The sequence below is a fragment of the Pseudideonella sakaiensis genome (assembly GCF_048320135.1).
Lineage (GTDB): Bacteria > Pseudomonadota > Gammaproteobacteria > Burkholderiales > Burkholderiaceae_C > Ideonella_A > Ideonella_A sakaiensis_A.
This window is the reverse complement of sequence record NZ_CP182947.1, coordinates 3,990,014-4,005,445: the sequence shown is the minus strand read 5'-3', so window position 1 is coordinate 4,005,445 and position 15,432 is coordinate 3,990,014. Positions and strand designations below refer to the sequence as shown.

Here is a 15,432-nt window from a genome sequence, read left to right as displayed (position 1 = left end):
CACCATGTCCAATATCCTGAGCGAAAAGCGCGGCCCGGTCGGGCTGCTGACCATCAACCGGCCGAAGACACTCAACGCCATCGACGTAGCGACCATGCACGAGCTCGATGCTGCGCTGGCCGCCTTCGAGGCCGACGACGGCGTGCACGTCATCGTCATCACTGGTGCCGGCGAGCGCGCGTTTGTTGCCGGCGGCGACATCGCCGACCTCGACAGCCGCAAGGGCCTGGCGCATTACCAGGAGTTTGCCGAAGTCATCCACCATTTGGTCAACCGCTTCGACAACTGCGACAAACCGACGCTGGGTGCGATCAACGGCTGGGCGTTGGGCGGTGGCACCGAGTTGCTGCTGGCGCTGGACATCCGCCTGGTTGCCGAGGAGGCCAAGCTTGGCCTGCCCGAGATCACTCTAGGCCTTTTCCCCGGTGCCGGCGGCACGCAGCGATTGATCCGCCAGATCCCGCTTTGTCGAGCCAAGGAGCTGATGTTCACCGGCGACCAGATCAGCGCCGCCGAGGCCGTAGCCCTGGGCATGTGCAATCGCGCCGTACCGCGCGAGCGCCTGCTCGACGAGACGCTGGCGCTGGCCGCCCGCATTGCCGAGAAGTCGCCGCTGGTGCTGAAGTTGCTCAAGCGCACGTTGCGCCATGGTTTGGAGATGCCATTGCCGGCAGCGCTGGCGCATGAGCAGGCCATGATCGGCCTGGTGCTTGACAGCCGGGACGCCCACGAAGGCTGCCGTGCCTTCCTGGACAAGCGAAAAGCCGATTTCAGCGGAACCTGACGGCGTGCTCCGCGACTGGATCATGCCCAAGCTGGGCCTGACGATGACCGACGGCGTTCTCGCCGAATGGACGGTGGCCCCGGGCGCGCGATTCAACGCCGGCGACTGTGTGTTCGTGGTCGAGAACGACAAGGCTGCCAGCGAGATCGCGGCCGAGCGTGACGGGATCATGGGCGTCCAGAGCTCGGCCGTCGGCGAGACCGTGCCGGTCGGCGCCGTCCTTGGCTACTGGGACGACGACTGCGGTGCCGCTGCAGCACCGGCGACGCTGCCAGCGCACGCCAGCCGGCCGGCTGCCGAAATGCCGGCAGCGATGGTGGCGTCAACGGACTTGTCACTCCCGCACGCCATGGCCTTGCAGGAGCGCCGGCCCGTCACACCCTGGGCACGCAAGCTGGCCCGGCAACGCGGCATCGAACTCAGCTCTGTGACCGGCTCAGGGCCGCGCGGCCGCGTGCGTGCACGCGACGTCGAGGCTGCGGGCTTACCGCCGGCACCAGCGTCCGGCGTGACTGTGTCGACCGCACACCCGCTGCCCACCACTTTGCCGGCGATCGGCGCGCCGCGCGGTCACCTGAAGCCCTTGACGCCGAGGCAGCAGGCCATGGCGGCACGCCTGACCGCGGTCAAGCAGGAGATCCCGCACTTCTACCTTGCGCGCGAGGCCGAGGTTTCCAACCTGCTCGAACTGCACGACAAGCTGAAGGACCCGGCTGCCGAGCCGCGCCTGACACTGAACCATTACATCGTCGCCGCGGTGGGCCGCGCGCTGCGCTCACTGCCCGAGCTGAACCGTGTCTGGACAGCACAAGGCGTGCTGGTGCTCGACGACAGCGATGTCGGCCTTGCGGTGCACACCGAACACGGGCTGCTGGTGCCGGTGTTGCGCGACGTCGGTCGACTGGGTCTGGCCGCACTGGCGCGCCAGGCCAACACGCTGGCCGAGCGGGCCCGGGCCGGGCGGCTGGGCGCCGACGAGATGGCCGGTGGCGCCATCACCGTTTCCAACGCCGGCATGGCCGGCCTTGCATCGATGACGTCGATCATCGTCCCCGGCCAGTCGATGATTCTCGGCGTGGGCGGCGTGCGCGAGCTGTTCCGCCCCGACGCGCAGGGCCAACCGACACTGCAGCACGAGATCATGCTCACGCTGTCGGTCGACCACCGCGTGCTCGATGGCGTCAGCGGCGCGGCACTGCTGCATGCCATCGTTGATGGACTCACCCATCCGACGCGGCTGTTGTTTGAAGAATTATTGCAGGAGTCATGATGGACTTTCGACTTTCCGACGAACAGAAACTGATGATCGATGCGGCGCGCAAGGTCGGCGATCACTTCGGCCTCGAATACTGGCGCAAGCAGGACGCGGCCAAGGCCTTTCCGATCGAGTTCTGGCACGCCGTCTGTGAGGCCGGCCTGTGTGGTGCTGCGCTGCCGACGGCGGTTGGCGGATCCGGGCTGGGCATGTTCGAACTGGCACTGGTGGTCGAGACACTGGCCGCCTGCGGGGGTGGCTCTACGGTGGGCCAGCTCTTCATGATCAACCCGATCTTCGGCGGCGTGGCGTTGTCGCGCTTTGGCACGCCCGCGATGAAGGCCGAGCTGTTGCCAAAGATCATCACCGGCGAGATCAACTGCTGCATGGCGCTGACCGAGCCTGATGCCGGCACCAACACGCTGGAGCTGCGCAGCTTCGCCGCAGCCGGCGGCGCAGGCTGGCGCCTGAACGGCCGCAAGATCTGGATCACCGGCGTGCCCGATGCCGCCAAGATGCTGGTGGTAGCACGGACCAAGAAGCTTGACGAATGCAAGTCGCGCAGCGACGGCCTGTCGATGTTCATGATCGATGTCGACCGCAAGGGCCTGACGCACAGCGCCATCGACAAGGTCGGGACACGCACGCTGGCGTCGAGCAGCGTCTTTTTCGACGACGTGCACATCGACTCCGACGAACTGGTAGGCACGCTGCACCGGGGTTGGCACGAACTGCTCGACGTGCTGAACACCGAACGCATCGTCACCACCGCGGCGCTGGCCGGCACCGGCGAGCTCGCCATCAAGCTGGCGGTGAAATACGGCAACGATCGCAAGGTGTTCGGCAGCATGCCGATCAGCAGCTACCAGGGACTGCAGTTCCCGCTGGCGCAATGCCATGTCGAGATCGAAGCGGCACGGCTGCTCAACCACAAGGCGGCGGTGAACTGCGACATGGGGCTGCCCTACGGCAGCGAGGCCAATGCCGCCAAGCTGCTCGCCGCACAGGTTGTCGGGCGGACCACCGAACGTGCAATGCAGACCATGGGGGGCATGGGCTACGCCACCGAGTTCCATGTCGAACGCCTGTGGCGCGATGCACGCTTGTTCCGCTTCGCGCCGGTATCCGAGGAAATGATCCTGAACTTCGTCGCCAATCACGATCTGGGCATGCCCCGCTCGTACTGAGCGCATTGATGCAGAGGAAACCACCATGGTCAATCTGAGTGCTGCCGTCCTGCGCTGGGCGCGTGCCGAGCCGCTGCGTCCGGCGCTGATCTATCGCGACCAGCGCCTGGGCTACGGCGCACTGGCACAACGCATCGCCACCACTGCCGGCAGTCTGAGCGCGCGCGGCATTGGCGCCGGCGACATCGTCGCGCTGCTGATGAAAAACAGCTGCGCCTTCATCGAGCTGGCCTTGGCCGTCAGCCACCTTGGCGCGGTTCTGCTGCCGATCAACTACCGGCTCGGCAGCGACGAGGTGGACTACATCGTTGGCCATGCGGGTGTCAAACTGCTGCTCGTGGACGAAGAACTGCGCGAGCTGGCCGGCGGCTTCGCCAACATGGCGGTAGTCGACGAGGCAGCGCAGTCCGACAGCCGCCGCATCGGTCCGGCGGCCGAACCGGTGCCGGCGCCGCGGGTGTGCCGGCCGGACGACCTGTTCCGCCTGATGTACACCTCGGGTACCACCGACCGTCCCAAGGGCGTGATCCACTCCTACGCCAACTACCACTGGAAGTGCCTGGACCACATCGCGGTGCTTGGTCTGCACGGTGGCGAGAGGCTGCTCATTGTCGGACCGCTGTACCATGTCGGCGCCTTCGACTTGCCCGGCCTGGCGGTGCTGCAGATGGGCGGCCTGCTGGCGGTGCAACGCGAGTTCGAACCCGAACAGACGCTGGAGCTGATCGCGCGCGAGCGGCTGACCGCCGGCTGGATGGCGCCGGTGATGCTGAACCGCCTGCTCGCACTACCCGATCGCGAACGCTTCGACGTCAGCAGTTTTCGCTGGCAGATCGGTGGCGGCGAGCGCACTCCCGAAGAACGCATCCGCGAGTTCAGCTCACTGTTCAAGGCCGGCCGCTACATCGATGGCTACGGACTGACCGAAAGCTGTTCGGGGGATACGCTGATGGACGCCGGCCGCGAGATCGAGAAGATCGGTTCCACCGGCCGCGCCCTGCCACATGTCGAGATTCGCATCTGCGACGACGACGGCCAGGCGATGCCAGCCGGCCAGACGGGCGAGATCTGCCTGCGCGGACCCAAGGTCACCAGCGGCTACTGGCGCGACCCTGAAAAGACTGCGGCCAGCTTCCATCCCGACCAATGGTTCCGCACCGGCGACGTCGGGCATCTCGACGCCGAGGGATTCCTGTTTCTGACCGACCGCAAGAAGGACATGATCATCAGCGGCGGCGAGAACATCGCCTCGAGCGAGGTCGAACGGGTGCTCTACCAGCTGCCGCAGGTGCTAGAAGCGGCGGCGGTCGGCCTGCCGGACGAACGCTGGGGTGAGCGGGTGGCTGCGGTGGTCGTGCTGCGCCCGGGAGCGACGCTGAGCTTCGATGATCTGCAATCGTTCTGTCGCGGCAAACTTGGTGGCTTCAAGTTGCCGAAGCAACTGGTGCTGCGCGAAACGCTGCCCCGGCTGCCGTCGGGCAAGGTGCTCAAGCGTGTCTTGCGCGCCGAGCTGACGTCAATCGAACTGGCGGGACAACATGAAACTTGACTTTTCAGGGCAGGTGGCCGTCATCACCGGTGGCGCCAGCGGTATCGGTAATGCGTGCGCACAGCTGCTCGCCGCGGCCGGTGCGCGGGTGGTGGTGGCAGATCGCAACGAGGCTGCCGCGCGTGCGGTCGCCGAGGCGGTGGGTGGCATCGCGCTGACCTTGGATGTCGGCGACGAACACTCGGTGGACACGGTCGTGGCGGCTGTGCTGTCGCAATGCGGCGTGCCGCAGGTGCTGGTCAACAGCGCCGGTGTCTTGCAGCGCACGCTGCCGCCAGAACAACTGTCATTGCGCGAGTGGGACTTCGTGGCGCGGATCGACCTGCGCGGCACCTACCTGTGCTGCGCCCGCTTCGGTGCCGCGATGGCCGAGCGCGGCAGCGGCGCAATCGTCAACATCGCATCGGTCGCCGGCATGGGCTCGGGGCCGCTTCACTCGTACGGACCGGCCAAGGCCGGAGTCATCAACCTCACCCAATGCCTGGCGGCGGAATGGGGCCCGAGGGGCGTGCGGGTAAATGCCGTGTCGCCGGGATTTACGCAGACGCCGGCGTTGGAGAAAGGCATCACGACACGGACGCTGTCCAGCGATCTGCTGGCCAGCAACGCCGCGATGGGGCGGGTGATCGAGGCCGCAGAAATCGCCAGCGCGGTCGCATTTCTGGCATCCACTGCAGCCTCCGCGATCACCGGCGTCAACCTGCCGGTCGATGCCGGCTACCTGGTGGCCACGCCGTGGGCAGCCTATGGGGGACTGCGACATTGCTGAGCAGAATCCAGACTCGCAGCATTGGATTGCCAGTTGTCAACCGATGAAGTCAGCAAGATTGCCCTTGACGAGCTACCGAACGTTTGTTAGAACACGCACTGCGTTTTCAAGCGACAGGGTCGGCGGAGTTCGGAATCGGATACCGCCAGCGCCCTACTCACGCTCCATCCTTGATCGGAAATCCCATGCGCATCGGAAGTGTCGAATTTGAGAAGAAAGGCCGGATCGCGGTCATCACGCTGGACGAGCCGACCAAGCTGAACGCCATCTCGCTGGCCCTTCGCGAAGGGATTATCGAGAGCCTGGCAAGAATCGAGGCCGACGACGAGATCCGCGTGGGCATCCTGACCGGCCGCGGCGACAAGGCCTTTTGCGCGGGGGCCGACATCAGCTCGTTTCCGGCCACGCCGGAGCAGGCCCGCAGCTTCATTGGTGATGTGCTACCGGTGCTGGAAGCGCCTGAGCGCTGCCGCAAGCCGTTGATTGCGGCGGTCAACGGTGTGGCCTTCGGCGGCGGCTTCGAGTTGGCGATTGCCTGCGACTTCATCCTCGCCTCTGAGCGGGCCCGTTTCGGCGTGCCGGAGATCCAGCTCGGCCTGCTGCCCGGCTTTGCGCTGCTGCGACTGCACGCCATCGTTGGCCGCCCCAAGGCCAAGGAGATGAGCATGCTGGGCGAGCCCATCGACGCTGCCGAAGCCGTGCGTCTGGGCATTGCCTTGCGCACGGTGGCGCATGAGAAGCTGCTCGACGAAGCGATGGCCTTTGCCGACAAGCTGGCCGGCAAACCACAGATGGCGGTCCAGATGGCCAAGTCCTTCTTCAACCGGGGGCTGGGTGGCGACGACATGCGCTATGCGGTCGATGCCTTTCCGTTCCTGTTCCAGACCGATGACGTAAAGGAAGGCGTGGCCGCCTTTCGCAGCAAGCGCAAACCTGAATTCAAGTGACGACGCGCCCACTCCTGCGCAACGCGTTCTGCGACTCGCTCGGCATCGAATACCCTATTTTCCTGGCTGGCATGGGCGTGGGCGGACGCGCCACGCCGCCAAGACTGGTGGCGGCGGTATCGCAGGCGGGTGGCTGCGGCGTGCTCGGCTGCTCGGGCCTGTCGCCCGACGAAACCCGCCGCCGCATCCGCGAAGTGCGAGCGCTGACCGACCGCCCTTTTGGCGTCGATCTGCTGCTGCCCGCGCGCATTGCCGATGCACCCGACACCCGTTCCGGCGTGCGCGACGAGATCCGCCAGCGCTTCCCGCGGCATGCTGCCTTTGTGCAGACGCTGATCCAGCGCTACGAACTGCCCGCGGTCGAACCAGCCGACGAGACGGTGGTCAATATCGAGTACGCCAAGTCGGTGCTTGAGGTGGTGTTCGAAGAGCGCGTGCCGCTGTTCGCCGCCGGGCTGGGTGACCCCGAATTCCTGTTGCCGAGGGCACGCGCCCAGGGAATGAAGCTAATCGGCCTGTCGGGCTCGGTGCGCAATGCCGTGCGCCAGCGCAAATCGGGCGTCGACGCGATCGTCGCGCAGGGCACCGAAGCCGGTGGTCACACCGGCACGGTGGCCTCACTACCGCTGATCCCGCAGGTGGTGGACGCGGTAAGCCCGACACCGGTGATCGCCGCCGGCGGTATCGGCGACGGTCGCGGCATCGTCGCCGCATTGGCGCTGGGCGCACAGGCCGTCTGGCTCGGCACGGCATTCCTGGTAGCCGACGAGTGCGAGCTCTTCGACGCCTGCAAGGAGCAGATCGTCGCTGCGGATTCCGAGGTCTTTCGCATCAGCAAGGTGTGGACCGGAAAGACCGTGCGCGCGTTGCACGGCGAGATCTCGCAGGCCTGGGCCGAGTCCGGCCTGCCGACGCTGGAAACCCCGCACCAGCGCATCCTGATGGAAGATTTTCTGTCCGCGGCGCTGGCCGCCGGCCGCCATGACCTGTTCTACAACATCGCCGGCCAGGTCGGCGGCATGGTGAAGTGCCGGCGTCCGGCGCGCGACATCATGGCCGACCTGGTGAGCGGTGCAATCGACGAAATCCACCGGCTGCAGCGCGACTTGCGCATCAGCCTGGCCTAGACCGAAGGAGAATCATGGGAATCAAAGCCATTGTCAGCGGCGTACACGACACCCAGGTCGGTGCGCTGCCCGAGAGCACCTGCATGTCATTACATGCCGATGCCAGCCTCGGCGCGCTGGCCGACGCCGGTCTGAAGGTGTCGGACATCGACGGCCTGCTCACCGCCTACTCGTTCGCCTCGCCGCAACTGATGCTTGGCGGCGTGCTGGGCGAATACATCGGACTGCAACCGAAGGTCAACGCCTCCATCGCGATGGGCGGCATGACCGGTGGGCTGCTGGTGCGCCATGCCGCCTCGCTGGTGAAGGCCGGCATTTGCCGTCACGTGTTGTGCGTCACCGGCGACAACCGGCTGACCGGCATGGGCGACAAAGTGCAGGCGGCGCTGGCTGATGTCGGCCATCCCCAGTACGAGCAACCCTATGGCATGAGCGTGCCGGCAGCTTTCGCGATGGCTGCACAGGTCTATTTCCACGAAGGCTGGCTCAACGGTGACCATCTCGCTGCCGTGGCGGTGAACCAACGCACCAATGCCGCGCTGCACCCGCAGTCGCACATGAAGAAGCCGATCACGATGGACGACGTACGCAAGTCCAAGCTGATTGCCTCGCCGCTGCGCATGCTCGACTGCTGCCTGGTGTCGGACGGCGGTGCGGCGGTGATCGTGAGTGCTTCCGAAACCGCGCGCGATCGACCGAAGCGGGCGATCGAGCTGCTGGGGATTGGCGAGGGCCATACCCACGAGCACATCTTCGCCGCGCCCTCCCTGGTCGACTTCGGCTGCAAGCAATCGGCCGCCGACGCACTGGCCGAAGCCGGATTGAAGCACCAGGACGTCGACTGCGCCCATATCTACGACTGCTTCACCAGCACTCTGCTGATCACGCTGGAGTCGATGGGCTTCTACGGCCGTGGCGAGGCTGGCCCGGCGGCGCTGGCCGGCGAATTCGCCATCGGCGGGCGATTCCCGGTCAATACCAACGGCGGGCTGCTGTCCTATGGCTCATCGGGTGCGGCCGGCGGCATGTTCCACGTCGTCGAGGCGGTGCGGCAACTGCGCGGCGAATGTGGGCCGCGCCAGGTCAAGGACGCTGAAGTTGCGCTGGCCCACACACTGGGCGGCATCTTTTCCGGTCATTGCTCGATCATCATGGGGAGGGCCTGAACATGGCCGAAATGCAAGCCAAGCCAATGCCCGTACCGGATGGCATCAGCCACCCGTACTGGGACGGCGCGAACCAGGGCTTCTTTGCATTCCAGCGCTGCCGTGATTGCGCCAAGGCGCAGTTCTATTCGCGTTCGGCCTGCGTGCATTGCCACAGCGGCGACCTCGAATGGCAGGTCGCGGCAGGCAGCGGACGGGTCGCCAGCTTCTCGGTCATCCATCGTGCGCCAATTGCCTCATTCGTGGCCGATACTCCCTACGTATTGGCGCTGATCGACATGGACGAGGGCTTTCGCTTCATGTGCAACGTGCTGCATTGCGATCCGGTCACGGTGACTATCGGCATGCGCGTGCGCGTCTGCTTTGAAGCGCGTGCCGGCAGCGAACAGAAGATTCCGCAAGTGGAGCCCGCAACAGCATGAGCAAAGAGGCGATGTTCAACTACGACCATTACGAGCCCGGCAACAGCTATGGTACGCGCGACTTCAGTGTCGACGAGGCGACGATCGCGAAGTGGCGCAGCGTGTATCCCAACGACGACGACCCGGCGATGATGCCCGGCGGCATGCTGGCGATGATCGTCATCGACGCGGTACTGACACTGAACTCGCCGCGACCGCCCGGTGGCGTGCATGGTGGACAGACCTTCGACATCCAGCGCATGCCGCGCATCGGAGAAAAGCTGCGCACCGAGGTCTGGTGCCTGGACAAGGAGATCAAGAAAGACCGCAAGTGGGTGCGTATCCGCAGCGAGACGTGGGTTGCCGGCTCGGATGAACTGCTGTTCACCGGCATCATGACCACACTGGTCGCGCAGTAAGGGGCAGGCATGGACAAGCAACTGAAGCCATCGACCAAACACGTCGATTTCAACACCATCATGAAGTACGCGGCGGTGACCAACGACTACAACCCGATCCACGTCGACAAGGAGTTCGCCGCCAGAAGCCCGATGGGCGGGATCATCGCCCACGGCACGATGTCGGTGGCCCTGATCTGGCAGGCTCTGAAGAACACGGTGGGCATCGATGCACTGAACCGCGTGCAGCTGGAAATCCGCTTCGTCCAGCCGGTGCGCATCGACGATGACGTGTCCGGCGGCGGCGAATTGCGCGACGGCAGCGAGCCGCCGACCTACGATGTCTGGGTCCGCAACGCCAACGGGCAGGACGTGATTCGCGGCACTGCAACCATCAAACCAGAAAAGGAGAAAGCCCGATGAGCCTCAACGGCAAGGCGTATATCGCCGGCGCATTCGAGCATCCGACCCGGCGCGCCGATGGCAAGTCGGTGGCGCAATTGCACGCAGAGGTCGCGCGTGGGGCCCTGGCCGACGCCGGCTTGACCATGAACGACGTCGACGGCTATTTCTGTGCCGGCGACGCACCCGGCCTCGGGGCCCTGAGCATGGTCGACTACATGGGCATGAAGTTGCGCCATGTGGACACGACGGAGACCGGCGGGTCGTCCTACGTGGTGCACGTGGCACACGCCGCGGCAGCCATCGCGGCTGGGCGCTGCAACGTGGCGTTGATCACGCTGGCCGGCCGGCCGAAGGCCGAAGGCATGGCCACCGGCACCGCGCCGCGCGATTACGGCGCCGCGCCCGACGTGCCGTTCGAGCTTCCCTACGCACCCACCACCGTGAACATGTATGCGATGGCCGCGATGCGCCACATGTACGAATACGGCACCACCAGCGAGCAGTTGGCCTGGATCCGTGTCGCGGCTTCGCACCATGCACAGCACAACCCGAACGCCGTTGTGCGAGACGTCGTCACTGTACAGGATGTGGTCGGTTCACCGATGATTGCCGATCCGCTGCACCGGCTGGATTGCTGCGTCATCAGCGACGGCGGCGGTGCGCTGATCGTGGTCCGCCCCGAAATCGCGCGCCAACTCAAGCGCCCGCTGGTCAAGGTGCTCGGCACCGGGGAATTCGTGCGCACCCAGACCGGGGGCAAGGTGGATCTGCTGACCACTGGCGCCAATTGGACCGGCCCGGCAGCCTTTTCCGAGGCGGGCGTGAAGCCGGCCGACATTCAATACGCATCGATCTACGACAGCTTCACCATCACCGTGCTGCTGACGCTGGAAGACCTCGGCTTCTGCAAGAAGGGCGAAGGCGGCCGTTTCGTCTCGGACGGCAACTTGATCTCGGGCACCGGCAAGCTGCCTTTCAACACCGATGGCGGCGGCCTGTGCAACAACCACCCTGGAAACCGCGGCGGCATGACCAAGGTCATCGAAGCGGTGCGGCAATTGCGGGGCGAGGCACATCCTGAAGTGCAGGTAGCAAATTGCAGCTTGGCGCTGGCACATGGCACCGGCGGCTCGCTCGGCACGCGCCACGGCAGTGGCACGTTGATCATGGAAAGGGAATGACGCATGGCCGACAAGGAACCTAAATACGTTGCACCGACGGTGTATCCGGAGATGCAGAAATACTGGGACGCCACTTCTGAAGCCAAGCTGCTGGTCAAGCACTGTCTCGACTGCGGCGAGCACCATCATTACCCTCGGGACAGCTGTCCCTTCTGCTTCAGCCCGAACACTGAATGGGGCAACGCCAGCGGGCACGCAACGATCTACAGCTACAGCGTCATGCGCCGCGCCGCAATTCCCTATGTGATCGCATACGTGACGCTGGCAGAAGGTCCGACGATGATGAGCAACATCGTCGGTTGCGACCACGACAAGCTGCGCATCGGCCAGCCTGTCAAGCTGACCTTCCGGCCGAGCGAGGGCGGCCCTGCGCTGCCGATGTTCACGCCGGCCTGATGCGGCGGCATCGGGCCGGCGTGAGCCGTACGTGCGCTGACACCTGAGAGTCTGCCACGTGCGCAACCCGCAGGTTCGACAACAACAAGTCGCAGAACGGGTCTGAATGGAGACGAAAGATACAGGTCAACATCAGAAAGACTTCTGGTCAGGACGCTGTTCATCCAGTATTCAGCTGCTGGAATACTCGGCCTAGGCGGTCTGTAACAACAAGTGGATGCCGTCGACGGCGCCATGAAAAAGAGGTGACCTGATGGGTGGGACAGAGAGGCTGGAGGCGATAGGCTCTCGCGGCGAAGCGACCATCATCGTACGGACATGGCATCCGCTCGCCATGGCGAGTTGCGACGGCGATCAGGCTGACGATCAGGCGTTGCCGACGTATTGCCTGGCGACGGGTGGGCGCTTGTTTGCAACTGACGATGCCGCTTTCGTGACACAGGACCAAGCGGGTCGATTCACCCTGCGGTAAACGACCGTCAACTCGCGCAACAGGTCCCTCATGCAAATGAGAACGTGGGTCAGATTTACTTCGGCGTTGACACGTCCAGGCCACCCCCACGAATTATTCATGCAGCATATGTCGAAGCCACTCGGCTGCCGCATCCGTTGGTTCCAGCGCACGCAGGTGTGGGGCCCTACACAAGGCGGCGCCCAATTCTTCCAATTGAGCGGATTCACCGTTGGCCATTGCCTTTACAGCCTGTGCGAAAACGCCGCGACCCACGTTCGCTCCGGCACTCCGTTCATTTTTCCACCGATGAAATATACTGGTTAAACATCCAGTACTCTAGCGGTGTGATACTCAACCCGAAAGTCTGTAGAAACAGGTTGATGGCGTCGAAGACGCCATCAGAAGGAGGTGGCTGATGGACAGGACAGACCGGCTGGAAGCAATCGGCTCACGCGGCGAAGCAGTCATCATCGTGCGCACGTGGGCTTCGCTCACCACGGCGAATTGCGATGGCGATCAAGCTGATGACCAAGAGTTGCCGACTTATCGCCTGGCCACGGGTGAGCGCTTGTTTGCAACGGACGATGGTGCAGCTTTCGTGACCCGGGATCAATTGCGTCGATTCACCCTGCGGTAGCCGTTGATTGAGCGAGACGTGTCGTCCGGTCGGTCAACGCCCTCAGCAGCGCTAGAAGCCGAACTGGTTGGTCAGTCCGTGACGTATCGATCACGGCGTCAGGATCGCAGGAATCGAACAGCGGCGCAAAGTCGCCGGTGTCGGCACGGCCATTTTTCTCGAGGATGAAACCGGCGTCGTTTCGGTGAGCTGCTGGCGGCCAGCATTGTTGCGTCCAAGCTCAGTTCGACGGCGAAGCGCCGGGTGCTGAATACCCGGCTGGTCGCCTACGGCACCTGGCGGCGAGACGGCGACGTGAGATCGCTGATTGCCAGCACCCATCCCTCACTTGACCCTGCGCAGAAGCGTTCGGGGTGCGCTGATCCTCACCACCTTCTCGAGCGCGCGATCCACGTCCAATCTCGCCCTGACGTTTGAAGCAATACGTCCGAGGAGTGCGATAGGAAAAAAACTCAGCGCCACGGACCCCATCACGACCGGGAGGATCACCCCGCCCATCAGGATTGACACAAAGGTCATGAAGAGCACGGCCGACAGCAACGCACTGTCCAGCCGACGCCATTTAAGAGGTGGATCTGCCCGGGCGTAGTTCACCTGGGCACCCGTGGTGGTGTTCAGGAGACCAACCAACTCGCCCCTGAACAACACGGCTTCCACGTGATGCCCACATCGTGCGGGCATCTGCCGGCTGTGCACCACCAGCTTGACCTCCCGACCTTCCGGCGTCGCGATCCAGAGTTCGCGGCGCTCGCGCGCCGGGTAATGCTCGTACCAACGCAAGGGAACGTTGATGAACCGGTGAACTTCGACCAGTCGGCCGCTGACGACATAAAAATCGCGCATGAGGAACTCCTTGGGTTCGGGAGTTCCAAGTTCTCATGGGCCGGCGCGTTGTCAACCCCGCGCGGCGCGCCTGTTCAGGCGCCGTCGCTCTGATCGAAGACGTCATCGGTTATCGACGCATCGTTGCCCTCGGCGGGAGCCGGCGGCGATCTCGGCTTTGGTCGCTGCGTAGCCCAACTCGGCGGCATCTCTGCGACCATCAATCCGTCATGTGCCAAGAAGCGCAGCCGATTGACACGCCTGGTACCCTTCGGGAATCGCATCAGGTCGTCGAACAGCCGCGGCTGGTCCTCTCGGTGGAACTCCAGGACCACGCGCAGTCGCATCCCCCTGCCCTGCCCGCTCGTCATGCACTCTCTTCCGAACGGTCCTGAGGTTCAAGGGGGACCGGATCCTTCGCCGCCAGCACATGGTTCTGTCCGGCAAGCTGGAACCCCTTGACGTTCGCAAACATTGGTTGCTTCAGTTCCTCGATCTGGTGCATCGGGAAGGCGGCCTTGACCGCCTTGCGGTACATGAACGCCGCCCCGCCGACCAGGATGATGTTCTGCAGCGCTTCCCAGTCGCCGACATATTCCTTGAGCTTAGAAACAGCCTCGGCAGTGACGCCCTCGGCCACCGCCATGTGCCGGCTCAGGTCGTAGGCCTTCTGGAAAAAGACAGGCGGCTTGCCGGTGCGCAGTGCCCGATCGATCAGGTCGAGACTTCGAATTTGAGCGCCCAGCGCGATCGAGATGTCCGATGCCACGGCCTTGACCACATTGGACATCCCTCTGCTGCTCGAATTGCTCTGTCGCGTCTGCAGCCTCATGCCCTTGCACACCACCCAATCAAAGGTTCTCGCACCGGGATCAATCACCAAGCTGATCTCCTTGCCGATCGTCTTCAACTTGCGGGCGAGCGAAGCGTAGTGGACGAGCGCGCCTTGCGGCTGCGCCACCGTCAACGCCTTGGCCACCGTGACGGTCTTGCCATCGCCCACGTCATGAGTGCCCACCATCAGCCGCTCCAGCGCCGACCGTCGCAGCCGGACCAAGTCGACAGGCAAACCGACCACGAGCAGGTCGATATGAGGAACGTCCATCATGCGCAACGCCCCCCGCAGCAAGGCAAGGTATTCCGGCGAGTTTATGTAGTCGTCGTGAAGGTGGCTGACACGGACCTTGTCCGCCACCAGGTTCACATCCGGCCCCACCTCGTAGAACAGCGATCCGACCGGTACACACATCGTCTTGAGCTTGTCGCCTGCTGCCCAGCTCGGAACCGGTTCGCTGCTGCGGTAGGCGATCGACGGAAAGCTGTCGCACGTGATGGCGTCACCGTCGACCTTCTTGATGTATTTGGTGTTGCCGGACCCGACATCCACCGCCCTCACGACCATGCTCATCTGATATCTCCCGGGGACCTCGAAAGACGCACAGATTGGCGACGAAGGCCCCTTTCGTCCACCCGAAATCATGCCTAAAAACGCATGATTCATGGGTCAGACCCCTCGAAATACAACCGGTAGACAGCCGACTGACTTTCCGGGTGGACGTATCTAGATTTCGCTCTTTTTTGGCTGAGACGCCCACACTCCAGCGCCGATCGACTGACAGTCCCCTTCGCCGCTTCATGCCCTTCATCCCGATCCGTCCATTTATCAGTTCGGGTTCAAAGCGGAACCAGAGGCCAACCAAACCCTTGTCAACCCCGCATGAATGCTCACTCTGCGCAAGTTCGGGCTGATAAACGCACCTTATCGGGTCGATTTCACGTTCGGATTCACCCGCAAAAACCACCCCCAAAGCGGGGCGTTTTCGCAGGCGGATGAAGATGACGCATTGACCCCGCGTCGCGCCTGAGGTCCACTGTCAATTCCCGAAGGCACCCCTCCTGGCCTTGCTCCTATGTGAGCGAAGAGGCGCCGCAGTCGTTAACTGCACTCAGAGCT

16 protein-coding genes are annotated in these 15,432 nt (G+C 64.0%); 14 read left to right on the top strand and 2 right to left on the bottom strand.

Annotated features, from left to right (window positions below):
- Positions 1 to 4: 4 nt before the first annotated feature.
- The 14 genes from ACNH6H_RS18355 (at position 5) to ACNH6H_RS18290 (ending at position 12,656) form a co-directional block, all read left to right on the top strand.
- Positions 5 to 784 (top strand): enoyl-CoA hydratase/isomerase family protein, encoded by a 780-nt coding sequence (locus ACNH6H_RS18355; RefSeq protein ID WP_418319710.1) that lies wholly within the window; start codon positions 5 to 7, stop codon positions 782 to 784.
- A 4-nt stretch (positions 785 to 788) separates the two neighbouring features.
- A complete protein-coding gene (locus tag ACNH6H_RS18350) occupies positions 789 to 2,054 on the top strand; it encodes a dihydrolipoamide acetyltransferase family protein (protein ID WP_418319708.1) in 1,266 nt (421 codons plus the stop codon).
- Entirely contained in the window at positions 2,054 to 3,226 is a 1,173-nt protein-coding gene (locus ACNH6H_RS18345; protein ID WP_418319707.1) for an acyl-CoA dehydrogenase family protein, read from the top strand. Before ACNH6H_RS18350 ends, ACNH6H_RS18345 begins: the two co-directional genes overlap by 1 nt.
- A gap of 25 nt (positions 3,227 to 3,251) precedes the next feature.
- On the top strand, positions 3,252 to 4,775 hold the full coding sequence (locus tag ACNH6H_RS18340; protein ID WP_418319706.1) for an AMP-binding protein: 1,524 nt from the start codon (positions 3,252 to 3,254) through the stop codon (positions 4,773 to 4,775).
- Between the two features lie 13 nt (positions 4,776 to 4,788).
- The gene (locus ACNH6H_RS18335) at positions 4,789 to 5,544 is read left to right on the top strand and encodes an SDR family NAD(P)-dependent oxidoreductase (protein WP_418319705.1); all 756 of its coding nucleotides are present in this window, start codon (positions 4,789 to 4,791) and stop codon (positions 5,542 to 5,544) included.
- A 185-nt stretch (positions 5,545 to 5,729) separates the two neighbouring features.
- Positions 5,730 to 6,491 carry an enoyl-CoA hydratase/isomerase family protein gene (locus tag ACNH6H_RS18330; RefSeq protein ID WP_418319703.1) on the top strand — a complete coding sequence of 254 codons (762 nt, stop codon included), beginning with the start codon at positions 5,730 to 5,732 and terminating at the stop codon, positions 6,489 to 6,491.
- On the top strand, positions 6,488 to 7,618 hold the full coding sequence (locus tag ACNH6H_RS18325; RefSeq protein ID WP_418319702.1) for an NAD(P)H-dependent flavin oxidoreductase: 1,131 nt from the start codon (positions 6,488 to 6,490) through the stop codon (positions 7,616 to 7,618). Before ACNH6H_RS18330 ends, ACNH6H_RS18325 begins: the two co-directional genes overlap by 4 nt.
- A gap of 14 nt (positions 7,619 to 7,632) precedes the next feature.
- Positions 7,633 to 8,784 (top strand): thiolase family protein, encoded by a 1,152-nt coding sequence (locus ACNH6H_RS18320; protein WP_418319700.1) that lies wholly within the window; start codon positions 7,633 to 7,635, stop codon positions 8,782 to 8,784.
- 2 nt (positions 8,785 to 8,786) lie between these two features.
- A complete protein-coding gene (locus ACNH6H_RS18315; protein WP_418319698.1) occupies positions 8,787 to 9,206 on the top strand; it encodes a Zn-ribbon domain-containing OB-fold protein in 420 nt (139 codons plus the stop codon).
- On the top strand, positions 9,203 to 9,604 hold the full coding sequence (locus ACNH6H_RS18310; protein WP_418319696.1) for a MaoC family dehydratase: 402 nt from the start codon (positions 9,203 to 9,205) through the stop codon (positions 9,602 to 9,604). The genes ACNH6H_RS18315 and ACNH6H_RS18310 overlap by 4 nt, the downstream gene beginning before the upstream one ends.
- Before the next feature lie 9 nt (positions 9,605 to 9,613).
- Positions 9,614 to 10,006: a MaoC family dehydratase gene (locus ACNH6H_RS18305; protein ID WP_418319695.1), complete on the top strand. Its 393-nt coding sequence runs from the start codon at positions 9,614 to 9,616 to the stop codon at positions 10,004 to 10,006.
- Complete coding sequence (locus ACNH6H_RS18300; RefSeq protein ID WP_418319693.1) at positions 10,003 to 11,169, top strand: thiolase domain-containing protein; 1,167 nt, start codon at positions 10,003 to 10,005, stop codon at positions 11,167 to 11,169. Before ACNH6H_RS18305 ends, ACNH6H_RS18300 begins: the two co-directional genes overlap by 4 nt.
- A 3-nt stretch (positions 11,170 to 11,172) precedes the next feature.
- On the top strand, positions 11,173 to 11,565 hold the full coding sequence (locus ACNH6H_RS18295; RefSeq protein WP_418319691.1) for a Zn-ribbon domain-containing OB-fold protein: 393 nt from the start codon (positions 11,173 to 11,175) through the stop codon (positions 11,563 to 11,565).
- An 869-nt stretch (positions 11,566 to 12,434) separates the two neighbouring features.
- Positions 12,435 to 12,656: a hypothetical protein gene (locus ACNH6H_RS18290; RefSeq protein WP_418319689.1), complete on the top strand. Its 222-nt coding sequence runs from the start codon at positions 12,435 to 12,437 to the stop codon at positions 12,654 to 12,656.
- A gap of 324 nt (positions 12,657 to 12,980) precedes the next feature.
- Here the strand turns inward: ACNH6H_RS18290 and ACNH6H_RS18285 are convergent, their stop codons facing one another.
- Both ACNH6H_RS18285 and ACNH6H_RS18280 read right to left on the bottom strand, forming a co-directional pair.
- Positions 12,981 to 13,499 (bottom strand): hypothetical protein, encoded by a 519-nt coding sequence (locus ACNH6H_RS18285; protein WP_418319687.1) that lies wholly within the window; start codon positions 13,497 to 13,499, stop codon positions 12,981 to 12,983.
- Positions 13,500 to 13,845: 346 nt separating this feature from the next.
- Positions 13,846 to 14,886, bottom strand: a complete 1,041-nt coding sequence (locus ACNH6H_RS18280) for a PRTRC system protein D (protein ID WP_418319686.1) — start codon at positions 14,884 to 14,886, stop codon at positions 13,846 to 13,848.
- Positions 14,887 to 15,432 lie beyond the last annotated feature (546 nt).